This window comes from Streptomyces sp. NPDC045899, assembly GCF_056431485.1.
The window spans coordinates 239012-264086 of sequence record NZ_JBWKKP010000004.1; the positions used below are offsets into that span (position 1 = coordinate 239012).

At 71.4% G+C, this 25075-nt stretch carries 24 protein-coding genes; 14 read left to right on the forward strand and 10 right to left on the reverse strand.

From position 1 onward, the window contains the following. The first annotated feature begins 20 nt into the window (after window positions 1-20). The 3 genes from AC07FT_RS07900 to AC07FT_RS07910 all read left to right on the forward strand — a co-directional run bounded on the left by AC07FT_RS07900 (window position 21) and on the right by AC07FT_RS07910 (window position 3287). Window positions 21-2288 (forward strand): hypothetical protein, encoded by a 2268-nt coding sequence (locus tag AC07FT_RS07900; protein WP_479174869.1) that lies wholly within the window; start codon window positions 21-23, stop codon window positions 2286-2288. A gap of 44 nt (window positions 2289-2332) precedes the next feature. Further along, window positions 2333-2608: an acyl carrier protein gene (locus tag AC07FT_RS07905; protein ID WP_479174871.1), complete on the forward strand. Its 276-nt coding sequence runs from the start codon at window positions 2333-2335 to the stop codon at window positions 2606-2608. A 196-nt stretch (window positions 2609-2804) separates the two neighbouring features. Then, window positions 2805-3287, forward strand: coding sequence for a DUF2867 domain-containing protein (locus tag AC07FT_RS07910; protein ID WP_479174872.1), 483 nt, complete (start codon window positions 2805-2807; stop codon window positions 3285-3287). Window positions 3288-3391: 104 nt separating this feature from the next. Here AC07FT_RS07910 and AC07FT_RS07915 read toward each other — a convergent pair whose 3' ends face one another. The 3 genes from AC07FT_RS07915 to AC07FT_RS07925 all read right to left on the reverse strand — a co-directional run bounded on the left by AC07FT_RS07915 (window position 3392) and on the right by AC07FT_RS07925 (window position 7128). Further along, window positions 3392-4390, reverse strand: coding sequence for a beta-ketoacyl-ACP synthase III (locus tag AC07FT_RS07915; RefSeq protein WP_479174874.1), 999 nt, complete (start codon window positions 4388-4390; stop codon window positions 3392-3394). 96 nt (window positions 4391-4486) lie between these two features. Then, complete coding sequence (locus AC07FT_RS07920; protein WP_479174876.1) at window positions 4487-6115, reverse strand: AMP-binding protein; 1629 nt, start codon at window positions 6113-6115, stop codon at window positions 4487-4489. A 116-nt stretch (window positions 6116-6231) separates the two neighbouring features. Continuing rightward, the gene (locus tag AC07FT_RS07925) at window positions 6232-7128 is read right to left on the reverse strand and encodes an acyl-CoA desaturase (protein ID WP_479174878.1); all 897 of its coding nucleotides are present in this window, start codon (window positions 7126-7128) and stop codon (window positions 6232-6234) included. 860 nt (window positions 7129-7988) lie between these two features. On the opposite strand from AC07FT_RS07925, the gene AC07FT_RS07930 reads away from it, so the two are divergent. Genes AC07FT_RS07930 through AC07FT_RS07950 form a run of 5 tightly spaced genes read left to right on the forward strand, consistent with a single transcriptional unit; the run spans window position 7989 to window position 12441 of the window. Beyond that, entirely contained in the window at window positions 7989-8234 is a 246-nt protein-coding gene (locus AC07FT_RS07930; RefSeq protein ID WP_176187738.1) for an acyl carrier protein, read from the forward strand. Continuing rightward, window positions 8231-9094, forward strand: coding sequence for a class I SAM-dependent methyltransferase (locus tag AC07FT_RS07935; RefSeq protein ID WP_479174880.1), 864 nt, complete (start codon window positions 8231-8233; stop codon window positions 9092-9094). The genes AC07FT_RS07930 and AC07FT_RS07935 overlap by 4 nt, the downstream gene beginning before the upstream one ends. A 37-nt stretch (window positions 9095-9131) precedes the next feature. Continuing rightward, entirely contained in the window at window positions 9132-10454 is a 1323-nt protein-coding gene (locus tag AC07FT_RS07940; protein ID WP_479174882.1) for an NAD(P)/FAD-dependent oxidoreductase, read from the forward strand. Then, window positions 10451-11479 carry an SDR family oxidoreductase gene (locus AC07FT_RS07945; RefSeq protein ID WP_479174884.1) on the forward strand — a complete coding sequence of 343 codons (1029 nt, stop codon included), beginning with the start codon at window positions 10451-10453 and terminating at the stop codon, window positions 11477-11479. Before AC07FT_RS07940 ends, AC07FT_RS07945 begins: the two co-directional genes overlap by 4 nt. A gap of 32 nt (window positions 11480-11511) precedes the next feature. Continuing rightward, a complete protein-coding gene (locus AC07FT_RS07950; RefSeq protein WP_479174886.1) occupies window positions 11512-12441 on the forward strand; it encodes an SDR family NAD(P)-dependent oxidoreductase in 930 nt (309 codons plus the stop codon). Between the two features lie 26 nt (window positions 12442-12467). Here the strand turns inward: AC07FT_RS07950 and AC07FT_RS07955 are convergent, their stop codons facing one another. The 7 genes from AC07FT_RS07955 to AC07FT_RS07985 form a co-directional block, all read right to left on the reverse strand. Next, window positions 12468-13046 carry a dihydrofolate reductase family protein gene (locus tag AC07FT_RS07955; protein WP_479175211.1) on the reverse strand — a complete coding sequence of 193 codons (579 nt, stop codon included), beginning with the start codon at window positions 13044-13046 and terminating at the stop codon, window positions 12468-12470. Between the two features lie 109 nt (window positions 13047-13155). Then, window positions 13156-13530, reverse strand: coding sequence for a hypothetical protein (locus tag AC07FT_RS07960; protein ID WP_254753091.1), 375 nt, complete (start codon window positions 13528-13530; stop codon window positions 13156-13158). Between the two features lie 170 nt (window positions 13531-13700). Next, window positions 13701-14138 (reverse strand): roadblock/LC7 domain-containing protein, encoded by a 438-nt coding sequence (locus AC07FT_RS07965; protein ID WP_478770741.1) that lies wholly within the window; start codon window positions 14136-14138, stop codon window positions 13701-13703. Window positions 14139-14175: 37 nt separating this feature from the next. Next, window positions 14176-15018, reverse strand: coding sequence for a transcriptional regulator (locus tag AC07FT_RS07970; protein WP_479174888.1), 843 nt, complete (start codon window positions 15016-15018; stop codon window positions 14176-14178). Continuing rightward, complete coding sequence (locus AC07FT_RS07975; protein ID WP_471198903.1) at window positions 15015-15428, reverse strand: hypothetical protein; 414 nt, start codon at window positions 15426-15428, stop codon at window positions 15015-15017. The genes AC07FT_RS07970 and AC07FT_RS07975 overlap by 4 nt, the downstream gene beginning before the upstream one ends. A gap of 562 nt (window positions 15429-15990) precedes the next feature. Next, the gene (locus tag AC07FT_RS07980) at window positions 15991-16974 is read right to left on the reverse strand and encodes a D-cysteine desulfhydrase family protein (RefSeq protein WP_479174890.1); all 984 of its coding nucleotides are present in this window, start codon (window positions 16972-16974) and stop codon (window positions 15991-15993) included. Window positions 16975-17013: 39 nt separating this feature from the next. Further along, on the reverse strand, window positions 17014-18543 hold the full coding sequence (locus AC07FT_RS07985; protein ID WP_479174892.1) for an alpha/beta fold hydrolase: 1530 nt from the start codon (window positions 18541-18543) through the stop codon (window positions 17014-17016). A 155-nt stretch (window positions 18544-18698) separates the two neighbouring features. Between AC07FT_RS07985 and AC07FT_RS07990 the strand changes: the two genes are divergently transcribed. From AC07FT_RS07990 to AC07FT_RS08015, 6 genes are read left to right on the forward strand one after another with little or no spacing between them, the layout of a single operon-like run. Further along, window positions 18699-19955 (forward strand): ATP-grasp domain-containing protein, encoded by a 1257-nt coding sequence (locus AC07FT_RS07990; RefSeq protein ID WP_479174894.1) that lies wholly within the window; start codon window positions 18699-18701, stop codon window positions 19953-19955. Next, window positions 19955-20797, forward strand: coding sequence for a Rossmann-like domain-containing protein (locus tag AC07FT_RS07995; protein ID WP_479174896.1), 843 nt, complete (start codon window positions 19955-19957; stop codon window positions 20795-20797). The genes AC07FT_RS07990 and AC07FT_RS07995 overlap by 1 nt, the downstream gene beginning before the upstream one ends. After that, the gene (locus AC07FT_RS08000) at window positions 20794-21888 is read left to right on the forward strand and encodes a PLP-dependent cysteine synthase family protein (protein WP_432009802.1); all 1095 of its coding nucleotides are present in this window, start codon (window positions 20794-20796) and stop codon (window positions 21886-21888) included. Before AC07FT_RS07995 ends, AC07FT_RS08000 begins: the two co-directional genes overlap by 4 nt. Then, window positions 21885-22991 (forward strand): enolase C-terminal domain-like protein, encoded by a 1107-nt coding sequence (locus AC07FT_RS08005; RefSeq protein ID WP_479174898.1) that lies wholly within the window; start codon window positions 21885-21887, stop codon window positions 22989-22991. Before AC07FT_RS08000 ends, AC07FT_RS08005 begins: the two co-directional genes overlap by 4 nt. After that, window positions 22975-24243 (forward strand): MFS transporter, encoded by a 1269-nt coding sequence (locus AC07FT_RS08010; RefSeq protein ID WP_479174900.1) that lies wholly within the window; start codon window positions 22975-22977, stop codon window positions 24241-24243. Before AC07FT_RS08005 ends, AC07FT_RS08010 begins: the two co-directional genes overlap by 17 nt. Next, window positions 24240-25028, forward strand: a complete 789-nt coding sequence (locus AC07FT_RS08015; protein ID WP_479174902.1) for a class I SAM-dependent methyltransferase — start codon at window positions 24240-24242, stop codon at window positions 25026-25028. The genes AC07FT_RS08010 and AC07FT_RS08015 overlap by 4 nt, the downstream gene beginning before the upstream one ends. Window positions 25029-25075 lie beyond the last annotated feature (47 nt).

The following is a 25075-nucleotide window of genomic DNA, read 5'->3' on the forward strand; positions in this document are numbered from 1 at the left end:
ATGACGAATATCGCGAAGTGGTGAAACGTGGTTTACGATTCCTCGATCTCGTCGCGCCCGAGGACCGGTTCACCCTTCTCACCGTCGATTCCCTCGACGCCGTCCGGGACGCGGTCCTGGAGGCGGCCCAGGCGGCCCAGGACCAGAAGACCGTCCTCAGCCTGCTGGTGATCGACCACACGGACCACCGCTACCGCATGACCTCGCCGGACGAGCTCAACGAGCGGCTGTGCGCCATCTCCCGGGAGCTGGGCGAGACGGTCGAGTTCGAGCCGAGCCCGTACACGGTGCACGTCTACACCGACGCCGATGTGGAGAGCTTCTACTCGGTGGAGCACTTCACCCCGCGCTGGAAGCCCGCCGAGGAATGGGTCGTCCCCGCCGACATCGCCTGCGCGTTCACCGACTCCGTCCAGCTGCGGAGCAACAGCCGTCTGCGGCCCGCGATGAAGCCGAGCACCATCGCCGACGCCATCGCCGACTTCCTGACCGCCCGCGCCGGTTCCGCGTGGGGGCTGCACTACTACACCGGCTCCGGCGTCGCCACCTTCATCGACGACATCGAACAGCGCGCCGTCGCGGGCGGCAATCCGGTCGTCCGCGGCCCCAGCGAGCACAGCCTCGCCTGCTCCGCGCTGGCCCGCTACACCCTCGACGGCGCCCCGTTCGCCATTGTCGCCACCAGCGGTATGCACGAGGAGTTCCGGGGCACGCTCGCCAACCACGTGGCGGTGCGCACCAGGGGCTTCATCGTCTGCTGCGACTCCCGGACCGACCAGTGGCACCCGTTCCAGGGCACCATCCACCAGACCGAGGACAGCCGCCCCTCGCTGCTGGCCCGCGGCTTCCCGGTGGTCCACATCCCGCGCTCCGACGACATCCCGCGCGGTCTCGACGAAGCCTTCGAGGCGTACTCGGCCGACCGGGGGCCGGTGATGGTGATCGCTCCCCGCGATGTCCTCCAGACCACCCTCGACCTCGACCGGCCGCCCGGGACGGCGGCCGCGGCGGAGCCGGCGGTGGAGGCCGTGCGCACTCCCGAGGTCGAGCGGCTGGCCCAGCTGCTCAACTCCGAGCGCCGCAGGCTGCTCTGCCAGGTCGGCCCGCTCGGCGACACCGCCAAGGAGCTGCTGTACGAGCTGGCGCACCGGGCGGGCATCGGCCTCGCCGACTCGGTGGCCCAGCCCGGCACCGTGACCCGCCACCACGACGGGCGTACCGTCGAGGAGTTCATCGGCACGCTGAGCATGTACGGCTACTCGGCACGCGTCCATGAGTACCTGTACCGCGACGGGCGGCTCCGCCCTGGGGACGAGCAGTCGGTGATGTTCCTCGGCACCCAGATCCCGCAGATCGACACCCCGTTCTCCGAGTCCCAGCTGCGGCAGCTGGCCCCGATCCAGATCACCGAGCGGGAGGTCGACCGGGCGCCGTTCACCGGACTGGGCATCGTGGCCGATATCGAGGGCGTGCTGAGGACCCTGCTGGACCGGCTGCAGGTGGATCCGGACGTACTGGCCTACCGGCGGGACGCCATGGCGTCCACCACCGACTCCGACGGCGATGTGATCAGTCTGCTGCCGGTGCTGCCGATGACCACCAACTACTTCTTCCGGCGGCTGCGCGGCGTCCTGGACGGCATCATCCGCGAGCATGACTACCGCTACGTCGGCGTCTACGACATCGGCCGCGCCGGACTCTCCGCCGTCAACAGTCTGCCGCGCACCGGCCCCTGTGTCTCCGGCTGGTTCGGCCGGGGGCTGATGGGGGACGGTCTGATGGCCCTGCCCGGCATCCTCACCCGGCGCGAGGAGAACGTCATCTCCTTCACCGGCGACGGCGCCGCCGCCATGACCCCGGACATCGTGCCGACCCTCGTCCAGCAGATCGCGGTCGACCGGGAGCCCTTCCGCCGCAACCTCAGCATCTTCCGTTTCGTCAACGGCAGTCACTCCGTGATCCGCACCTACCGGGAGAGCGTCAAGCCCTCGGCGGTCAGCGGCCAGACCGGGGTGCTGACCTTCACCCCGGAGGACTACGAACGCCGCTACGGCGGGCTGACGGTCCGGCACCGCCGGATCGCGGGCTTCGACGACGTGCCGTTCACCGAGCAGCTCCGGGACCCCGGGACCATCAACCTCTACTCGGTGCTGGTGGGGCACAACAACGAGGGCGACGGACTGAGCCGGTTCTCCTCGCTGGGCTGGCAGCGCGATGAGCTCTCCCCGAAGGCACTGGCCATGGCAGGGGTGCCGGTCTCGGCACAGCCCCCGGCCCCGGCCCCGTGACCGGCGGCGGGAGCGGCGCCGGAACACCGACCGAAGGAGCGGATATGGAGCGCGCCCAGTTCGAGGAGCGTGTGATCACGCTACTGGCCGAGGCCGTGGTGATGCCGCGGGAGGACGTGGCGGACCCGCGGACCGATCTCCGGGAAGACCTCGGCATGGACTCGATGGACTACGTCGACCTCATCACGGTGCTGGAACGCGAACTCGGCCGGCATGTGGAACGGGAACAGCTCTCCTGGGTCCGCACCGTCGGCGATGTGGTCGACCTGGTGTGCGAACTCGCGGCCCAGCGGGATGACAGCCAGACCCCGAGTGGCTGAACGAAGGATGCCGGGCCCGTTCCGGTGATCGGAAACGCAGCTGTCGGCCGACCGGAGGAATCCGGTCGGCCGACGTATCGCGGGCGTAACAGCGAAGCGCCGTCTTCCGGCCGTTCGTCAGCAACGGGTAAAGTGCGGGGCCTCATGGGCCGTCAGGCCGTATGGCAACGCCAGCGATTCCAAGGAGCCCACTTCCATGGCCACTGCGCGCGCACAGCGTGTCGACATTCCACGAGCACTGCTGGACGGGAAGAAATTCACGGGATTCCAATATGAGTCGGCCTTTGAATTGCCCGTCGAGGACGCGCGGGGGTCGACTCCCGAACAATGGGGACGGGCCACTTTCGAGCACGCCCCGGCCGTCCTGCGGTGGTTCCTCCGCTTCGGCTGGACCAAGGTCCTCGGTTTACGGATGGGACCGAAGACCCCGTCACCGGGGCATGTGCTGGGCTGGCACATCTCGGACACCGACGACAGCACGATGACACTCGAAGGCCATTCCGGAATCGTGGCCACCTACAACATCGTCGTCGTGAACGACGGACATGTCATCTGGGTGACGTTCGTGCGCTTCAACAAGGGGATCGCACGCGCCGTCTGGGGTATGGCCAAGCCGATCCACCAGATGGCGGTGCCCTATCTGCTGCGGCGCGCCGACCGCTTCCGCGCCACCCGCTGACCCGTCCTCCCGCGGACCCGTCCTCTCGCGGGCACGAGGAGGCCGGCCCCTGCCGGGCTCGCGCCTCCTCGTGCCGTTTCCGCGGGGGAGCACACCGCGGAGCTTCAGGGCAGCGCGACGACGGTGGCCGCGTACGACAGCCCGGCGCCGTAGCCGACCAGCAGCGCCAGGTCCCCGGGACTGGTCGCGTCCGAGGACATCAGCGCCTCCATCGCCAGCGGGATCGACGCGCCCGAGGTGTTCCCGGTGGTCACGATGTCCCGGGCGATGACGGTGGACTCGGGCAGCTCCAGCCGTTTGGCCATCGCGTCGATGATCCGTGTGTTGGCCTGGTGCGGGATGAAGGCGTCGAGATCGGCGGGCGAGATCCCAGCGGCAGCCAGGGCCTGTTCGGCCACCTTGGACACTTCGTAGACGGCCCAGCGGAACACCTTCTGGCCCTGCTGCTGGAGGGCGGGCCACCGCAGATCGCGGTCCCCGCGCAGCGCGTCCCACGGCACCGTCTGTGAGATCGCCTCCGTCTGGGAGCCGTCGGCGCCCCAGACCACCGGGCCGATCGCAGGGGTCCGCGACGGTCCGATCACCACCGCGCCCGCACCGTCACCGAAGATGACGGCCGTCGAGCGGTCGTCCAGGTCGAGCAGATCGGTCATCCGCTCGGCCCCGATCACCAGCACATGGCCGCCCCGCGACCGCACCGCGTCCGCGGCCAGCGACAGACCGTGCACGAACCCGGCACATCCCGCGGACACGTCGAACGCGGCGGCGTGCGTTCCCAGCCGGTGGGCCACCTCGGCCGCCACCGCGGGCGTCTGCCGCAGATGGGTGAAGGTGGCCACGATGACGCAGTCCAGCGCGTCGGCCGGAACCCCCGCGGCGGCCAGCGCCTTGCCCGCGGCGGGCACCGCCATATCGGCGATGGTCTCGTCGGGATCCGCCCAGCCCCGGGAGGTGATTCCGGTGCGGGTGCGGATCCACTCGTCGGAGGAGTCCACCCGGCCGCACAGCTCCTCGTTGGTCACCGCACGGCGGGGCCGGTACGCGCCCACGCCGAGGATACGGGCGTGCGGTGCGCCCACGGACGGTGTGATCCGCGCCTTCATACGCGATGCCTCCGGGGAGAGGGAGCCGGGCCGGGCGCGGGCGCCCGGACGGTGGCCGGGGGAGCGGACGGAGTGGGGGTCACGGGCGTCTCCTCCTCAGGCGAACGCCACGCGGGCCAGCGGCTCCACCCGGTCCCCGTCCAGCATCGCCCGGCAGCGGAACCGCTGGATCTTCCCGCTCGGGGTCTTCGGCAGACTGCCGCGCGGCAGGAACACGCACTCCGACAGCGCCACCCCCGACTTCTCCCGCGCCACCGCCGCCGCCCGGTCCGCGATCGGCCGGAAGTCCTTCGGCCTGCCCTGGGGTTCCAGCATCAGCACCAGCCGGGGCAGTTCCCCGGAGCCGCCGATGTCCACCACCGCCGCACACCCCTTGCGCACCTGCGGGAAGGAGTCCACGGCCGACTCGATCTCCGCGGCGTAGATCTTCCGGCCGCCCACGGACAGCATGTCGTCGGAGCGGCCCATCACATACAGCTCGCCGTCATGGAGGAAGCCCAGGTCACCGGTGCGCAGCCGACCGCCGGCGAACCGGTCGGCGGTGCGCTCGGGATCGGCGTAGTACCCGCGGGCCAGACTCGGCGAGCCGACCTCGATCTCGGCCACCTGGCCCGAGGACCCGGCCACCACCTCGACCCCGGGCAGCGCCACTCCGTTGGAGACCAGCCGAGTGGCCCGGGGGTGGTCGGCGGACACCTCCACCGCCTTCTGGTCCAGCAGCGCGGCACCGTCGAAGACCAGGGAGGCCGGGGCGTCGGCCCAGGGCTTGCCGGTCACCGCCAGGGTGGCCTCGGCCATGCCGTACGCGGGCTGGAAGGCGGTGTCGGACAGTCCGAACCGGGCGAACTTCTCGGTGGCCATGGACAGGGTGTCCCAGTCGACGCGTTCGGCCCCGATCACCGCGGCGCGCAGCCGCAGTTCCTTGGGGAGCTCCGCACGGCCCTGGGCGCGGGCGGCGAGGTACACCGCGGTGCTGGTGCCCGCGGTCATCGTGGCCCCGTACTCGGACATGTCCCGGAACCAGCTGCGGGGCGCCATCGCGAACCGTTCGGGCGTGGACAGCACGAACTGGAAGTCGTACGCCCACGCGTAGAGCAGACAGCCGAACATCCCCATGTCGTGCGAGAGCGGCAGCCAGGACACCACGGTGTCATCGGCGGGGTGGCCCCCGGTCAGCGCGAGGATGATCTGCATCTGCTCCTCGATGGCGCGGGTGGTGAGCGCACATCCCTTGGGCGTGCTGGTGCTCCCCGAGGAGTACTGGATGAACGCGATGTCATCCGGTCCCGGCGGACTGGGCTCGATGGTCCCGGAGCCGCGCAGCGAGGCCCAGCCGGCCACCGGCACCTGCGCGGCCAGGTCCTCGGGCACCAGTGCGGTCAGCCAGTCGTCCACCAGCAGCAGCACCGGGTCCAGCCGCGCCGCCACGGCGGAGAACTGACGGCGGTACTCCTCCTGGCTCTGGCCGCGGGTGGGCAGCGGCAGTGAGGCCACCGCGCCGCCGGCGAGCCAGACGGCGAGGAGTCCGCGGACCGTTTCCGGGGTGTTGGTGAGGATGGTGGCCACCCGGGTGCCGGGCCGCACTCCGTGGGCGCGCAGTCGCGCGGCCATCCCGTGGGCGTCGGCGACCACCTCGCGCCACGGGGTGTGCTCGAAGTCCTCACCGGACCAGGCGTGCAGGGTGCCGCCCGCGGAGCCGTTGGTCAGCGCGTTCCACAGTTGCATTGGGATGTCCCCCGTCGTCTCGCTCCCCGGCGGGTCCGGTCGCCCGGCCGCTCGGGTGGTGTTCCGGTTGTCTGGGTCCGGCGACCCGGCGGTGGCGGCCGGGCGGTGCGCCGGGGCTATTCGACGTCCACCACGGACGCCGTCGCGTCCCGTGAGCGGTCGGCCATGGGCGCGATCTTCTGCTGGCTCTCCAGCAGCTCCTGGCGGCCCTGCCGGCCCGCGTCCACCCGGCTGATGCCGGCCTCCCGCATGGTCAGCCGCTCGGTGTCGATGCGGATGACCTTCCAGGCCAGGCGGGTCCGCTCCAGGCTCCAGATGAGGATGGCGCTCAGGTCGAGCTCGTACCACTTCATGCCGTGCCGCGCGGAGCGGGGGAAGGCGTGGTGGTTGTTGTGCCACGCCTCGCCGAACGACGGGATGGCGAGCCAGGCCACATTGCGGGACTCGTCGGTGGTGCTGAACCGCCGCCGTCCGAAGTAGTGGCCGACCGAGTTCACCGCGTAGGTCATGTGGTTGATCAGGAAGATGCGCACCAGTCCGCCCCACAGGATGCCGGTCAGCAGGGCCTGTACCGAACCGTCGGTGATGGCGTACGCCATCACCCCGGGCAGCAGCACCCCGGCCAGCACCACCAGCACCAGGTTCTCGCTGAGCCAGCGCAGGGGCTTCTCGCGCACCAGGTCCGGGCAGTAGCGGATCGGGTCGGAGGTCAGCCCGTTGCGGAACAGCCAGCCGAGGTGGGCGTGCCACAGTCCGGCCATCGTGCCCCGGAAACCGGGCTCGAAGTCCAGGTGCGGGCTGTGCGGGTCGCCGGCTTTGTCCGCGACCCGGTGGTGGCGCCGGTGGTGGGCGGCCCAGATGATCGGCGGACCCTGTCCGGCCATGGCTCCGGCGGTGGCCAGGGCCACCCGGATGGGCCGGTACGTCTCGAAGGAACGGTGCGTCAGCATCCGGTGGTAGCCGGTGGAGATACCGAAGCCGGAGATCGCGTACATGATGACCAGGACGACCACGTCGGACCAGCCGAAGACCTCCTGCCACCAGGAGGACCATGGCGCCGAGGACCGCGATGAGCGGAATCACCGACGCGCCGAGGATGAACCAGCGGTGTTCCCTACCGTCCATGGTGCCTGACTCCCATTCTGGATCACTCTTTCCGGATCACGCGTCATGCGGCACGCGTGGGATCACCTGTGTGCTCCGGGCTCGTGGTGGCGGGACGGGCGGCGCGGCCCGTGCGGCCGACATCGGCAGCTTCATGCCAGGGGCGAGCGGAATTACTTCGTCCCGTTCTTTGGTGCCGTCGTCACTCGCTCCGTCGGTGGATAAGCCGGAGGCCGGCGAGGCCGACGCGTCCTCGCACTTCCCCAGTTGATCAGGCATGTCACCCTCTGATCGTCACATCGACTCGGTCATCGGCCCGGGGCGTCGGTCAGGGCTCGAGCGGTGATGGTCCACACGCCATTTTTTGATGCCGCAGGGAAGAAGTTCAACCCCCTACCCGGTGGCAGGACGTTGCCAATATCGCGGAAGTCCCCAGTGGCAGGACGTTGCCAATTCATGTGAAACAAGTGGCCACATGCGCCTCAGCCGTTGTGACGTGGGTGATGCTGATCTGGTTGCACGATCGAGTGCTCTCCCATGGCCCGAAACTCTACGGCACGGTGGGGGAGCTCAAGGAGACACTGGCGATGGCCTTGCCGGTCGTGCAAGATGGAGCATCCGAGTTCGTGGGGACAGCTCGGGTTCGTTCTAACGGTTCATCGCGAGTGCTGGGCGTGGTCCCGCACGGTCGTGCCGTGATTCCTCCCCCATGAGTATCGAGTTCCGGCCCGTTTGCGGTCGCGTAACCATTCCAGGAGAGGTGAAGCCCGTGATTACCGTCGAGGACGTCTGCGGTCTCATAGCCAAGAAGCTCGGCAGCAAGGCGGATTCGTTCACGCTCAACGCCGATACCGCCTTCGACGAAGTGGGTCTGTCGAGTCTTCAGATCGCCGACATCGTCTACACCATCGAGGACGACGCGGGCATCGAATTCGACCCGAGCCAGGCCGCGAGCGTGAAGACCGTGGGTGATCTGGTGAAACTGGCCGAGGCCACCAAGGCGAGCGCCGAGTGACGGTCGACTACCAAGGTGCCACCGCGGAATCGATCAGGCACCACTACGACGTCTCCAACGATTTCTACGAGCTGTGGCTGGACGAGGAGCTGACCTACACCTGCGCCCTGTGGGGTGAGGGGGACACGCTCGAGGACGCCCAGCGGCGCAAGCTGGACTACCTGATCGAGGGTGCCCGCGCGCCGGGCGCCCGCCGGGTGCTCGACGTCGGCTGCGGATGGGGCAGTCTGCTCAAGCGGCTGACCGGCACCCACGGTGTCGAGCAGGCCGTGGGGCTGACGCTGAGCAGCAGCCAGGCCGAGTACCTCAACCGGCGGGAGCTGCCCCGCACCGAGATCCGGGTGGAGAACTGGCTCGACCACGAGCCCGGGGAGCCCTACGACGCCATCATCTCGATCGGCGCTTTCGAGCACTTCGCGCGCACCGGACTGTCCCGTGCCGAGCGGGTCGAGGCCTACCGGGAATTCTTCCGGAGGTGCCGGTCATGGCTTCCGCGGGGCGGTCGGCTCGCGCTCCAGACCAATATCAAGGGCAACAACACGGTCATGGACAAGCAGACCGTCCGCGACTTGATGTTCATCATGGAGACGGTCTTTCCGGAATCTGAGATTCCTGCGCTGTCCGAGGTCCTCGAGGGCAGTGAGAAACACTTCGACGTCGTGACGTTGCGCAACGACCCGGACCACTACAGCCGCACGTGTCAGGAGTGGCTGAACCGGCTTCGCGGGAACCGCGCGAAGGCCCTGGAATGCGTTGGCGAACTCAATGTCACCAACTACGAGAGGTATCTGGGCGCGACGGTCGAGCACTTCGCCAAGCGTCACCTGGGGCTGTCGAGAATGGTTCTCGAAGCGGTGTGACCTGAAAACACTGGTGGTTCACGTCAAGGGGCCATAATTGAACACCCTGAAACATGTCGTGTACTGGCACGACACCGAGTCCGTCGTGACCGGACCCCCGCTGCGGGAGTCCGTCGACTGCGATGTGTGCATTGTCGGTGGGGGATTCACCGGACTGTGGACGGCCTACTTCCTCAAGGAGGCCGAACCGGCGCTGGACATCCACATCATCGAAGCGAAGTATTCCGGTTACGGGGCCTCCGGACGGGCGGACGGATTCGTCACCCCGACCATCGGCAAGGACCTCCAGGCGCTGGTCAAGAAGTTCGGCGCCCAGCGGGCCCTGGAAGCCACCCAGGCGGTCGGCCGGTCCATCCTGGAGATCGGCCGTTTCACCCGCAAGAACAAGATCGACGCGGGATACGAGGCCAATGACTACCTGATGGTCGCCACCGACCGCGGGCAGGTCAGACGGTTGCGGGAGGACCGCGAACTCGCCGAGCGCATCGGCGGTGTCGCGCCCGACATTCTCACCGGGGAAGCAGCCCGGGACATCATCGACTCACCCGCCGTCCAGGCCGGTATGCGCGTCGGTGGCGCCCTGGTCAACCCGTTCCGGCTGGCGCGCGGTATCGCCCGGGTGGTCCGCGACAAGGGTGTGGTCATCCATGACGACACCCCCTGTCTGCGGGTCGAACCCGGGGTGCGGACCACCGTCGTCACCGCGGGCGGACGGGTCACCGCCGACAAGGTGGTGCTCGCCACCAACGTCCACATGGACGCGTTCCGGCCGTTCCGCCACCGGGTCGTCCCCATCTGGACCTACGCGATGGTGAGCGAACCGCTGACGGACCGGCAGATCCAGCGGGTGCGCTGGGCCGGGCGCGAGGGCATGGTGGAGGCCAAGTCCCTGCTGACCTGCGCACGGTTCACCCAGGACAACCGCATCATGTTCGCCGGGGGACCCGCGCCGTACTACTACGGGCGCGACAAGCGGCAGCGCAACATGAATCGCGACGAGGTCTACCGCACCATCCGCCATGAGTTCCAGCGGTTCTTCCCGCAGTGGGACGACGTGTCCTTCACCTACGCCTACGGCGGAACCGCCGATGTCGTCCGTGACTACGCACCGCACTTCGGCCGGCTCGGCCACGGCGTGTTCTACGGCTACGGCTACTGCGGGAACGGCATCGCGGCCACCCACACCGGCGGCAAGGTCCTGCGCGATCTGGTGCTCGGCAAGGACACCGACCACTCACGGCTGCTGCTGGTCGACAACGACCAGCGCAAACCCCCGCCCCCGTTCCCGCCCGAGCCCTTCCTCTACGCCGGAGCCCGGATGGCGCCGCGGCTGATGGACTGGAAGGACGCACGGCCATGAGCGCACCGCGGACCGTACTGCTCACCGGTGCCTCCGGTGTCGTCGGCCGATCCCTGCTGCGGGAGAACACCCGCCCCACGGACGGCCGGGAGGCGGCGGGCCTGCGTATCATCGCCGCCTCCCACAGCGCCCCGGCGCCCGAGGCCGAACGGTCGGTGCCGTGCGATGTCACGGCCGAGCGCTTCGGCCTGGACGAGGAGAGCTACGCGGCGCTGGCCGGTGAGGTGGACGTGGTCATCCACTCCGCCGGGCTGACCGAATGGGGGCTGCCCGCCGAGCGGTACCGGCCGATCAACATCGAGGGCACCCGCCGGGTCGTGGAGTTCGCCGAACGGGCCGGAGCCGTCGTCCACTTCATGAGCACGGCCTTCGTCGCCGCGCTCGCGGACACCGCCCCGCTGCCCCTCGGTGAGGGCAATGTGTGCCGCAACTACATCGAGTCCAAGCACCGGGCGGAGGAACTGCTGCGCGCGTCCGGAGTGGCGCACACCGTGTTCCGGCCCACCAACCTGGTCGGCGACTCGGTGACCGGCTGGACCTCCCAGGGCCAGATCGTCCAGCTGATGTCCGACTGGATCGGCCGTGGCCGGGCGCCCTTCGTCCCCGCCCACGCCGGGATCCGGATGGACTTCGTACCGCAGGACCTGCTCTCCAAGGCGGTGCTGCGGGCCATCCAACTCGACGACGACCAGGGTGAGTTCTGGGTGACCTACGGGGCCGAGGCGATGGATGTGGCCGCATGCCTCCAGGTGGTCGTCAAACACGCCGCCGCCCGGGGCCGTGACCTCAACCCCCCGCCCGTCGTGGACCCCGCGTCGCTGGACCCGGCCGAGCTGGCGCGGATGGCCCCCATGACCCGCTCGTACCTCTCGGTGCTGCGTGACGTCAGCGAGGTCACCGCGTGCAGTGGTGGGGTGCTGCCCACCTCCATGCCCGAACTCCGCGAGCGCTACGGCGTTCCGCAGGTGGCCGACACCACGGCGTACCTCCGCAGCCTGGAGTACGCCACGGCACACCTGAGCTGATGCCCGCGCCACACAATGGAAGGACTTCAACGGTGAACGACGGCTGGAACCCACCGGACCTCAGCAAGGCGGTGGCGGTGGTCACCGGCGCCAGCCGGGGCGTGGGCCGGGGCATCGCCGCCGCGCTCGGCGCCGCGGGGGCGACCGTGTACGTCACGGGGCGCAGCGCGCGCAACGGAGACCGCACCGAGGATCTGCCCGGCACGGTGGACGAGACCGCCGAGGAGGTGACCCGGCGCGGCGGCACCGGCGTCGCCGTGCGCTGCGACCACCGCGACCCGGCGGCCAACGAGGCGCTCTTCGAGCGGATCAACGCCGATCACGGGCGGCTCGACCTGCTGGTCAACAACGCCTGGGGCGGCTACGAGCGCTCCTCCGAAGTGCGCTTCGACGCGCCGTACTGGGACCAGCCCATGTGGCGCTACGACCTCTTCGAGGGGTCGCTGCGGGCGCAGTACGACGTGACCCGCAGGCTCACCCGGCTGATGCTCCCGGAGAAGCGCGGTCTGATCGTGGGAATCAGCTTCTCCGACGGGGACATCTATCTGGGCCAGGTCGGCTACGACGTGTTCAAGTCGGCCTCGGACCGCATGTGCCGGGGATTCGCCGCCGATCTGCGCAAGACCGATATCGCGGCCGTCTCCCTGCACCCCGGTTTCGTCCGCACCGAGCGGGTGGAGGCCGCCTGGGACGCGCTCGGCAGCGGTCCGGCCGCGGTGGTGCACACACCGGAGTACGTGGGCCGCGCGGTGGTCTCGCTGCTGGCGGACCCGGAGGTCAAGGAGCACACCGGACAGGTGCTGGCCACCGGTGACCTGGCCGAGAGGTACGGCTTCGACGACGTGGACGGCAAGCGGCCCCCGGCCTTCCGGCTGGAGGGGCGGATGACGCTGGCCACGCGGATGGACCGGCTGAACCGGGTGGTCAAGCAGCGGACGGAGGAGGCGCGGACGGAGCGGTAGCCCGGCGGCTGGGCGGTGACCGGCGCTCAGCCCCGCACCGTGGACCCGGACCGCCGGTGGTGGAGCAGCACCACACCGTTGCCGAACGTCCGGGTCCTCACCAGTTCCAGCGCGGTGGTGGTGTCCGAGGGCCGGAAGAGGGGTCTGCCCCGGCCCAGCACGACCGGATGGATGTAGATCCAGTACTCGTCGATCAGGTCCAGCCGGCGGAAGGTGTCGGCCAGGTCGGCGCCGCCGAGCGCCAGATCACCGTCCAGCCGTGCCCGCATGGCCCGGATCTCGTCCACGTCGACCTCGTGCAGCACGGTGGTGTTCCAGTCGGCGTGGGTGAGGGTCCGGGAGAACACGAACTTCGGCATCTCCCGCCAGATCGCGGCGAATTCGGCCATGGCTCCGGTACACGACGGATCGGACTCGGCCGTCGGCCAGAAGTCGGCCATCAGCTCGTGGGTCACCCGCCCGCTGAGGAAGGCGCCCATGGCCGCGGCGTGCTCATTGAAGTGGCGGTGCAGCTCCTCGTCGACCTGATGCCAGTCGATCTCGCGGTTCGGTCCCTCGAAGTAGCCGTCGAGGGACACCGACATGGTCAGGATGATCTTTCCCATTTCGGTCATACCGGTGACGATACGCCCGCGGGGTGTAGCGGAACCGGTCGGACGCCGGCGCCGGGCCGACCGGTTCCGCTTCCCCCTCCCCCGGCCGGGGGAGCGCAGGTCAGACCTCGAGATCCCCCTCGATCTTGCGCAGCTGGTGACGGGCCATGGCCAGGTTGGCGCGGTTCTTGTCCAGGGCCAGGTAGAGGAACAGCCCCTGGCTGTCCCGCCCCTTCAGCAGCCGGATCAGGTGGTACTGGCTGTCGAGGGTGATGAGGATGTCCTCGATGCCGTCCTTGAGGCCGAGCTGTTCCATGGTGCGCACCTTGGCGCGCACCACATCGGTATTGCCCGCGGCGGCGACCGTCAGGTCGAGCTCCTTCCCGCCGCCCACGGTGCCCAGGGCCATACCGCTGGAGTAGTCGACCAGCGCCACACCGAGGCTGCCCTCGATGGTGGTCATGGCCTCTTTGAGCGCGGTCTGGGTGTTCGCCATGATGGACGTTCCTTTCGTTCGGGTGGGGTCCGGACGCATCCGGACGGTGTGGGTGCGGTCGTGCGAGGGCGCCGCGGCCGCGGCGCCGGAACAGGGCGTGGCGGGGCCGTGGAGTGGCCCGGCCGCGCCAGGGGGACGGGGGTGTGGTGAAGGGGGGCGCGGGCGGCGGGTTACGCGTGGTGCTCGGCCCGGGCGAGGGCGCCGCCGACCAGATCGGCGATCCGGGCGCCCGACCGGCGGGCCTCCATATGGAGCCGCCCGATGTTGGTGCGCTGTCCCGCCAGGACGGTGAGCACGGCCTGGGGACCGGCCGCGTAGGTGGCCACATAGCCGTTCTGGCCGCGCACCAGCAGTTCACGGAAGGCGCCCCGGCTGGTGGCGTCCGCGAGGGACTGGGAGACCCCGAGGGCCGCGGCGGTCAGCGCGGCGACGCCCTCGGGTTCGACGGTGGCCGTGTCATGCGCCAGGACGAGACCGTCACTGGTGGCGGCCAGGGCCCCGGTGACGTCGGCGACCCGGGCCCGTAACCGCCGGAGTTCCTCGAGCACGTCGGGTTCGGCGGCCATCAGCTGTTTCCTCTCCGTGCGCTGCCGCAGGGTGCGTCTCATGACGGTGCACAGGAGGCGGCGGGGGCGGTCGGACGAATCACAGGGTTGCCTCCAGGGCGTCACGGAGCCGGCGCAGCAGATCGATTCCGGGGTCGGCGAAGACGGTGTCGGGGACGGTGTCGGGCCAGGCCACCGCGCCGGGCCCGGGGGAGCGGGCCGGGGGCGCGGTGGCCTGGGGCCGGGGGGTCTCGACATGTCCGGCGGCCGCCAGCCGCCGGATGTCGATCAGGGTGTGGAACGCGGGGCGGCCCAGGCACCGTGCGATGTCGGCGGGGGTCCGGACGCCGTCGGCCAGCTCCAGCACCGCGCGCTGACGGCGGGTCACGGCCGGGGACCGCGGATCCGGACTGCGGAGCACCACGGGCGCGGTATCGACTTGCGGACAAGGCCATAAGTCGTCGAGGAGTCGGCCGCGGCGCCGTGTCTCGCGTTCGACGGCGTCGGCGCCCACCGGGCGGACGGGCCCCAGCCAGTGGGCGGCGTCCCGCTGGAAACCGCGCGGACCGGTGCCGGTGCCCAGGGCGAAGTAGGCCGCGTCGAACAGCGCCCCCAGATGGCAGATCTCCAGCTCCGCGTCGGACAGCCGTCCGGTGTCGACCAGGAACCGGCCGACGCCGCCGGGGCCGTCGGTGTGGCCGACCGCCTCTCGCCAGGTCTCCGCGGTCAGCCGTCCGCCGGTGGTGAGCAGTACGTCGATACCGGGGGCCACCGGGCTCTCGGCGTGCACCACCCGGCCCTCGGAGAGATAGACGGTGCCCGCTTCGCACAGCAGGGCGCCGCTGGCCCGTTCCCCCGCGAGCTCGGTGAGGGTGGGCCCGGTTCCGGTCCGGCCGCCGGGTCTCGCGGGAGGGGCTGGGGGAACGTCGGTGTGAGGGTTCATATCAGGGCCAGCCGCTCGGACAGATCACGCAGCCGCATCCGGGCGAGCGCCAGGTTCCCCTCGCGGCGGTCCAGCCATAAGTAGAAGAACACGCCGCTGTCGAAGGCCGTGTCGACGAACCGCAGCAAGTGGTAGCAGGTGCCCGTGGTGACGATGACGTCCTCCACGGACGACGCCCCCTCCGCGTCGCCGCCCTTCTCCGCGTCGTCCGCCCCGACCGCCGCGAACGCCCGCTGCTCGGCGGCCATCCTGGCCAGCTCGGCCGTCTCGGCGGCCGTGGCCTCGGGATCGTCGTCCCGTACCTCGCCGACCATCCCGAGCGCGAGTCCGCTGGTCCACTCGATCACGGCGGCCCCGCGGGCGCCGTTGACGGTCATGGCCTCGAGCAGACACTCGTCGATCCCGGGCATGCGGTCTCCCCTCCCTGCGGTACCCGTGGCGCGCACCGATGGCGCTTCAACAGTGACCGTGAGGTTACGCACCGTTCAGCACGAGGGGGTGAAATCCGGTAATGCTATGAAACGGCCGGTGTGTTGTAGTAGGGTCCGCGACCCCATGGGTCTCATGGGCCCCAGCAGCCCCATCCGCCACAGGGGTTCAGCGAATCCCCTGGGTACGGCGCCACCGGCCGACCCCCTGCCCGGACCTCGGTCGACGGCCGCCGAACTCTCGCGCGTCGGCGGTCGTTTCGGTTCGTGGTCGACTCATAGCGCGGAGTGGTCCGTGCGGCCAAGAGCCTGGAGGAGCATATTCCATAGTCCTATGTGCGGGCAGCAGACTAGACCAGCTGTCCGCCGCTCCGGGGACATGACCGGAATCAGACATGCGGAATACGCCGCTTCTGCGTCCGGTGGCTGATGCCGTACGCCATCGACCGACGGCGCCGTGCGTACGCCTCGCGGAACGAGCCGTCACCCCACGCCGGGACGTCCGGGTCCCGGCCGTTCGCCCCGGTCGTCGCCGATCGGCGGATCAGTCGCTGGTCAGCGCCGCTTCCGCGCGGGCGAGGGCCGGGGGGTGGCCGAAGAGGCCGGGGAGGCCGCCCGAGTGGAGGAGCACGGTGCGCAGACCGGGGAGGATGTCGCCGTCGCGCACGGCGGCCGTCAGACCCGCCAGGGCGCGGCCGGTGTAGATGGGGTCGAGGACGAGGCCCTCGGTGCGGGCGGCGAGGGTGAGGGCGGACATGACCGGTTCGGTCAGGATGGCGTAACCGTCGCCGACCTGGTCGAGACGGACCCGGAGGGCCTTGGGCGGACAGGGGGTGTCCGTGAGGGTGGTGGCGAGCGCCGAGACGGTGGTCGCGGGAGCGGGGACGGCGCCGCAGTGGACGCCGAGCACCCGGTCGGGGCCCAGCCCGGCGACCAGGCCGGCCATCGTGCCGCCGGAGCCGAGCGCGGTGACCACCGTGGTCAGCTCCGGGGCTTGGTCGAGGAGTTCACGGGCGCACTCCAGATAGCCGCGGGCACCCACCGGACTGGAACCGCCGAAGGGGATGACCGCCGGAACGGCGCCTTCCTGACGCAGCCGCTGGGCCATGTGTTCTGCGGCGGTCGCCAGGGTTCCGGCGTCGCCCTCGCCCGCCCACTCCACCCGCGCGCCGAAGAGGCCGTCCAGCGCGAGGTTGCCGGACGAGGAGGAGCCGGGGGAGCCCGCGAGGACCAGGACCACGTCCAGACCGAGGCGGGCCCCAGCGGCGGCGGTCAGCCGTGCGTGGTTGCTCTGCGGCGCGCCGGTGGTCACCAGCACGGTGGCGCCGTCGGCCATCGCCGCGCCGCACAGCCACTCCAGTTTGCGCACCTTGTTGCCGCCACCGCCGAGGCCGATGAGGTCGTCACGTTTGATCCACAGGTCGTCCTCACCCAGACCGAGCGCGCGGGCCAGCCGTGGCGCGGGCTCGAGGGGAGTGGGCCAGGTGGCGAGGGGCGCCCGTGGCGGAGTGCGGTGGCCGGAGGTCATGGCCACCACCTTGGCACACCACGGCGCCCGCGCCCCGGTTCACTTCCCCGTGGTGGCGGGGGAGGGATCGGGCAGACCCGGACCGGTGCAGCGGATGTCCCGCGCCGGGACGGTGCCGTCGACCAGGTACGCGGCGGCCGTATCGTCCACACAGGAGTTGCCCCGGCTGGCGAACACCCCGTGCGAGTAGTCCTGTTCCAGCGTCACCAGCCGCGCCCGGGGCAGCCGTCGCCGGAGTCCGTGGGCGCCCGCGACCGGGGTGACCGGATCGTGTGCGGAGGCGATCAGCAGCACCGGCGGGACACCGGGCCCGCCCAGCGGGGTCCGCCGCGCCGGGCGGTGGTGCCAGTAGGCGCAGGCGGACGCCTCGAGACCGGTGATGACCGGATGCGGATCGAGCCGGCGCAGCCGGCGGATGTCGGCCACCACCCGGCGGGGTGCGGGACCGGGACCGTCCGCACACTTCACGATGCGGTTGGCCGCCTCGTAGTTGCGGGACTCCGCACCGTCGAAGGCGGTGGCGGGACGCAGGAGGCGGGTGTCGCCATCGCGCAGCGAGGCGCGCAGACCGTCGGCGAGCGTGGACCAGCGTTCGGTGCGGCCGAGGGAGCGGTACACGGCGCGGTCGTACTCGGCCGCCCCGAACCCGTCCACCGGGTGGGCCGTGAGTTCCGCGCGCACCCGCAGGTACGCGGTGCGCACCGCGGCCGCGTCGTCCCCGAGCCGGAAGCGGTCCGTGTGCCGCGCGGTCCAGCCGAAGAACACCTCGCGCTGGCGCAGCAGGGCGCGGGCCTGGCGCAGGTCGAAGTCGTACCAGTCCTCGGGGCCGACCACGCTGTCGAGCACCATCCGGCCCACCCGGTGCGGAAACCGCGCGGCGTACGCGGCGCCGAGCCAACTGCCGTACGACACCCCCAGATAGTGGGTCCGCCGTTCGCCGAGGGCCGCGCGGATGGCGTCCATGTCATGAGCCGTCTGCTCGGTGGACAGCTGCGGCAGGGTGTCCGCCGCGCCCGCCGCGCAGTCATCGGCCAGTCCGCGCAACCGGTCGAGACCGGCTGATTCGGCGGCGCGGCCGGCCGGCACCGGATCCGGCCCCGGGGTGTCGAACAGCCCGCCCATGGCACCGCAGCCGGCGGGTGCGCTGCGGCCGACGCCGCGCGGGTCGAAGCCGATGACGTCGTAGGCGCGGCGTACCCGCTCGGGCAGCTTGGCGCGTTTGGTCACGGCGTAGGACAGTCCGGAGCCACCGGGGCCACCCGGGTTGACCAGCAGGACGCCACGCCGCTCGGCGGGGGTGCCGGAGGCGCGGACCCGGGAGACGGCGATGTGGAGGTCCACGCCCTCCGGGTGGTCCCAGTCCAGCGGAACACGCAGCCGGCCACAGCTGACCCGGTCGGGCGCGGGTGGCCGCGGCACCGAGTCGGGACACGCGGTGAAGCGCAGTGGCCGGGCGTGGACGCCGGGGTCATGCGGAGCGGAGGCGGCGCCGGTGTCCGCGGGGAGCAGGGCAGTGGCGCTCGCCACGAGCGCACACAGCAGGGAGAGGCGTTGCACAGCGGGGGTCATGGACTCGCAATCGGAAGGGTGGGCGTCGAATGGCTGGATGACAATGAAAACGATTATCGATACCGTGTGGATCGGTCAAGGCGGGTCGCCACCCCGGCGCCGGTGACCCCGGCCTGCCCGAAAATCCCCCAACCCCATCGGGAAGAAGGAGAGTTGTGGCCCATCTGCTGATGGTCGAGAGCTGGGTCGGTTCGATGAGCAGACTGCTGCCGAGGGCGATCCTCGAAGGCGGTCATGAGTTCACCTTCCTCACCCGTGACCTGCATCACTACCTGCGCTCCGCGGCCGAGGGCACCGCCCATCCCCTGCTCGCGGCCCGCCATGTGCTGACCGCCGACACCAATGACACCGCCACCCTGCTGCCCACCGTGGAACGGCTGCACGGCGCACTCGGCTTCGACGGTGTCATCACCTCCTGCGACTACTACCTGCCCACGGTGGCGCGGATCGCCGACCGCCTCGGCCTCCCCGGCCCCGCCCCCGAGGCCGTGGAGAACGCCTGCCGCAAGGACGCCACCCGCCGGGTGCTCCACGCCGCCGGACTGCCCGGCCCCCGTCACGCGGTCTGTCCGGACGGGGCGCGCGCCGCCGAGGCGGCGCGTGGCATCGGCTATCCGCTGGTGGTCAAGCCGGTGGACCTGTGTGCCGGGATGTTCGTCCGGCGGGTGGACGACGAACGCGAGCTGAAGGACGCCTGCCGGGCGCTCGCCGGGTTCCCCGTCAACGCCCGCGGCCAGCGCCGCGACCCCGTCGTACTGCTCGAGGAACTGCTCGAGGGGCCGGAGGTCAGCGTCGAGACCGTGTCCTACGACGGGGTGACCGAGGTGATCGGGGTGACCGACAAGAGTCTCGGCGGCACGCCCGCGTTCATCGAGACGGGCCATATGTTCCCGGCCGCGCTCACCCCCGCCGACACCGAGGCCGCCGGACAGACCGCGCTGCTCGCCATGAAGGCGCTGGCCCTCGACGGGGCGGTGGCGCACACCGAGATCAAGCTCACCGCCGACGGCCCCCGGGTGGTGGAGGTCAACGCCCGCCCCGCGGGCAACCGCATCACCGAACTCATCCGCCATGTCACCGGCATCGACCTCGCCGCGGCCGCCGTGGACCTCGCCCTCGGCCGCCGGCCCGATCTGCGCGGCTGGGACACCGGACTGCGCAGCGCCGCCATCGGCTTCCTGGTGCCCGAGGCCGACGGCACCCTCACCGCGATCGACGGCGGGGACGCCGTACGGGAGGCACCCGATGTGCTCGAGGTGCAGCTCGCCGAGCCTGGCCGCGCGGTCCGGGCCGACGGGAGCAACAACACCTACCTCGGACACGTCATGGCGGCCGACACCACCGGCCGGGGCGCCCGCGACCGGGTCACCGAGCTGCTGTCCGGTCTGCGCCCCCGGGTGGTGAACCACTGATGGCCACCCCTGTGCCCACCCGCCCCGCACCGCCGTCGTGCACCTCCTCCGCGGAACTGGTCGAGCGGGTGCTGGACGGTGCCTACGGACCCGATCCGCGCACCCAGCACATCGCCCTCGCCTTCACCACCCGCCAGGCCGTACGCCACCCCGGCCGTACCGGCGGCTACCGCAACGAGGTGTTCAGCCTGCGGCTGGGCGCGGCCGTCGGCTCGTGCGCGGTCGAGCCGGGAGCGCTGCCCGACAGCGCCGTCGAGGAGTGTGTCGGTGCCGATGTGGCACGGCTGCTCCACCACGAACTGACCGCCGTGCGCGTGGCCGCACTCGACGCGTACCTCCTGCACACGGTGCCGCACACCACGGCACCCGGCGCCCGGCCGCTGTCCCTGCCGGCCGGGACCACCCTGGACCGGTCCCGTGCCCGGGCCGGGGCCGTCGTCGACCTGCTCGACCTCGCGCCGGGCCGGACCGTCCTCGTCATCGGGGTCGTCAACTCCCTTCTGGAGCAGTTGCGTTCGCGCGGGCTGCGCTATGTGCCCTGCGACCTCAAGGGCGGTACCACGGAGTGGGGCGAGCCCGTGGCCACCGACGCCCACGCCCATCTGGAGCGCTGTGACGCGGTGCTCGCGTCCGGGATGACCCTCGGCAACGGCAGCTTCGAACCACTGCGGGAACACGCCCTGCGCCACGCCAAGCCGCTGGTGATGTTCGCCCAGACCGGCAGCGCCATCCTGCCGCGACTGCTCGGCGCCGGGGTCAGCGCGGTGTGCGCGGAGCCCTACCCCTTCTTCTGGCTCGACGGCGGCCCCGGGCTGATCCACCGCTACGGGGGCGCCTCATGACCACCACCGCCGTCCACCACCCCACCGCCAACCGCGAACTGCTCTCGCTGCTCGGCCGTACCCCGCTCGCCCGTGTCACCACTCCGCTGCCCTGCCCCCACCCCGGCTTCTGGGCCAAACTGGAAGGGCTCGGCGCCGGTGGGATGAAGGCCCGTGCCGCGGTGTCCATGCTGCTCGGCGCCCGCGAGCGCGGCGAACTGCGGCCCGGTGCCCCCGTGGTGGAATCCACCTCCGGCACCCTGGGCATCGGCCTGGCCTTCGCGGGTCAGGCGCTCGGCCACCCCGTCGTCCTCGTCGGCGACACCGAGCTCGAGCCCTCGATGCGACGGTTGCTGCGCACCCACGGGGTCCGGCTGGAGCTCGTCGACCGCCCGGCGGCCGAGGGCGGCTGGCAGGCCGCCCGGCTGGCCCGGCTGCGCGAACTGGTGGCGCTTCTGCCGGACGCGTACTGGCCCGACCAGTACAACAACCCCGACAACACCGCCGGTTACGCCTCACTCGCCGCCGAGCTCGCCGTCCAGCTCGACCACCTCGACGTCCTGGTGTGCAGCGTCGGCACCGGAGGCCACAGCGCGGGCATCGTCGGACCGCTGCGCGCACACTGGCCCGCGCTACGCCTCATCGGTGTGGACGCCACCGGCTCCACCATCTTCGGCCAGCCCGCCCGGCCCCGGCTGATGCGCGGGCTGGGCAGCAGCATCCATCCCCGCAACGTCGCCTACGACGCCTTCGACGAGGTCCACTGGGTGGGCCCAGCCGAAGCGGCGGACACCTGCCGCAGACTGGCCAGGGGCGCCTTCGTCAGCGGTGGCTGGAGCACCGGAGCGGTCGCGCTGGTCGCCGCCTGGGCCGCCCGGGTGCACCCCGGCGCCGTCGTGGCCACCGTCTTCCCCGACGGTCCGCACCGCTATCTGGACACCGTCTACGACGACGACTTCGCCACCGCCCACGACCTCGCGCCGGACACCGCGGCCACCCGGCCGGTACAGATCCCGCACCCGGGCGCCGCCGTCGCCACCGGCTGGACCCGCTGCACCACCGTCACCGATCCGCTGACCCGCGGAGCCCCGACCCCGGAAGACACCCCGTGAAAGCCACCCAGCGCACCGTACGGCTCGAACTCGCCGAGCCGCTGCGCATCTCCCGTTCCACCATGGCCGCCCGCGAGGCCGTCTGGCTGACCGTCGAACACGACGGACAGCGTGGCCACGGCGAGGCCGTCACCAGCGCGTACTACGGACTCGACACGGCCACCCTGGAGCGGCTGCTGTCTCTGGCGGCCGCTGAACTCGCCCGGTTCACCGACCCCGAAACCGCCCTGGAGGCCCTGCGCGAGGGCGCCATCGCCCGGCAGCGGGCCGCCGTCACCGCGGCCGTGGAATCCGCCCTGCTCGATCTGTGCGGGGTGCGCGCCGGACGGCCCGTCCACCAGCTCCTGGGCGCCACCGCCGCGCCGCGCGCCACCACCGCGCGGACCCTGGGCATCCTCCCCGTCGAACGGGCCGTGGCCCTTGCCCGGCGGCTGACCCGCGGTGGCTTCTCCGTCCTCAAGCTCAAGGCGGGCACACCGGACACCGAGGACGACCTGGCGCGGATACGCGCGGTGCGCGCCGCCGCCCCGCACGCCCGGCTGCTGCTCGACCCCAACGGGGCCTGGACCCCGGCGAAGGCGCGTGAACTGCTGCCGCGCTACGCGGAGTCGGGGGTGGAGGCCGTCGAGCAACCCCTGGCACCGGGCGATCCCGAAGTGCTGGCCCGCCTCGCCGAGCACTCGCCCCTCCCCGTCATCGCCGACGAGGACGCGGTGGACCTCGAGGACGTCCGCCGCCTCGCCGGACGGGTGCACGGCGTCAACGTCAAACTGGCCAAATGCGGCGGTGTCCATACCGCCCTGCGGATCGCCGCCGCGCTCGAGGGCAGTGGCACCGAGCTGATGCTGGGCTGTCTGACCGCGAGCACCCTCGGTATCGCCCCGGCCGTACACCTCGCCGACCGGGCCCGCTGGATCGACCTGGACGGCCATCTGCTGCTCGCCCACGACCCATGGACCGGTATCGGCGGGACCGACGGTGTGGTGCGCGCCGGGGACCGCCCCGGTCTCGGCGTCCGTCGGCGCGCCACCACACCGTACGCCGCCGCACCGCGGGGGGCCGGGGAGCCGGAGGGGAGGGAACACCATGACGACATGGCGTGAGTTCCGCGGCTTCCCCCTCGCCATCCGCCTTCTGCTGGTCAATCAGCTCGGCGTCAACACCGGCTTCTACCTGCTGATTCCCTATCTCGCCACCCATCTGGGCGAGGACCTGGGCATGTCCGCCGCCGTGGTCGGCATCGTCCTGGGCGTACGCAATCTCAGCCAGCAGGGCCTGTTCATCATCGGGGGCTCGGCCGCCGACCGGCTCGGCGCCCGACGGGTCATCATCGCCGGATGCGCCCTGCGCACCGTGGGCTTCGCGCTGTTCACGCTCGGCGACGGACTGGCCGTACTGCTGGCCGCGTCCGTGCTCAGCGGGCTCGCCGGGGCACTGTTCAACCCAGCCGTACGGGCCTATCTCGCCCAGGAGGCGGGGGAGCGCAAACCCGAGGCCTTCGCGCTGTTCAATGTGTTCGCCACCACCGGCGCCCTCATCGGCCCGCTGCTCGGCAGCGCGCTGCTGCTGGTGGACTTCCGGGCCTCGGCGCTCAGCGCCGCGGGGCTGTTCGCGGTGCTCACCGTCGCCCAGGCGCTGGTGCTGCCCGACCGCGAGGTCACGCCCCCGCCCGGCGGTGTGCTCGCCGACTGGCGGCAGGTGCTCGGCAACCGCGCCTTCGTGGCGTTCTCCCTCGCCATGGTCGGCATGTTCACCCTGGAGAACCAGCTCTACCTGCTGCTGCCCGCCGGGGCGCGCGGGGCCACCGGCTGGGACGGCGCGGCCGGACTGGTCTTCCTCGTCGGCACCCTGACCAATCTCGCCCTGCAACTGCGCCTCACCCGGGCGCTCAAGCGGCGCGGCAGCCGGGGACGCTGGATCGGGACGGGGCTCGCCCTGATGGCCCTCGCCTTCGTACCGCCGATGGCGGTCGCCGGAGCGGCACCGGACGGTCCGGCGGACGCGGTGCTCCACGCCCTGCCCGTGCTGGCCGGAGCGCTGCTGCTGTACCTCGGGGTCATGGTGGCGCAGCCGTTCGTCATGGAGCTGATCCCCGGCTTCGGACGGCCGGAGCTGACCGGCACCTACTTCGGGCTCTTCTACATGGTCTCCGGGGTGGCCGCGGCGGCGGGCAACACCGTCGTCGGCTGGGCCATGGACACCGGGGACGACCGGGGGCACGCCTGGCTGCCCTGGCTGTGCTGTGTGCTGTTCGGCCTGGCCTCGGCGGCCGGTGTCAGCTGGCTGCACCGCGCCCGTGCGCTTCCGGGCCGGCCCGCACCCGCACCCGCACCCGCACCGGTGGTGGCCTCATGAGCGCCACCGGCGACCGCAATCTGCTCACCGACAGCCCCGAGCTCTACGAGGCGCGGTTCCCCGACCCCGGACGGATCGCCGGACACTGGGCGGAGGACTGTCTGCGCCGGTACGGCGCGGGACCTCGGGTCCTGGACATCGGCTGCGGCACCGGGCGCGACGCGGCCCATCTGCACAGCGCGGGACGTGAGGTCACCGGGGCCGACCGGTCCGCCGCGATGCTCCGTCACGCAGGACGGCACCACCCCGGACCGGTGTACGTCCCCGCCGATCTGCGCTCCTTCGACCTCGGCACCTTCGACGCGGTGGTGTGTCTGGACAGCTCGCTGCTGTACTGCCACACCAATGACGAGCTCGACGGGTTCCTCGCCTCCTGCCGGGCGGCGCTGACCCCCGGCGGACTGCTGGTGGCGGAGATGCGCAACGGCGCCCACTTCCTGGGCCGCACCGATCTGCTGGACACCCCGGCGCACGCCGCCTTCACCTGGCGCGGCGCCACCTACCGCTCCACCACCACCCTCCGGATCGACCGGGCTGCGCAACTGCTGCGCCGCACCCGGGTGTGGACCACCGACGACGGGCCCGCGCCGGTCGAACAGCACTCCGCGTGGCGGCTGCTGCTGCCGCAGGAGCTGCGCCACTTCCTGGCGGCCCACGGCTTCACCGTCCTCGCGCTGTACGACCTGCCCGGACCGCGTACCGAACCGCGGTGGCGGCCGGGGGACACCCCCGCTGCCACGGCCGACGGCGACCGGCTGCACCTCATCGCCCGGCTCACCCGCTGAACCCCCGGCCCCCTGACCCCCGGCCCCCTGCGCGTCGCGACCCCTGC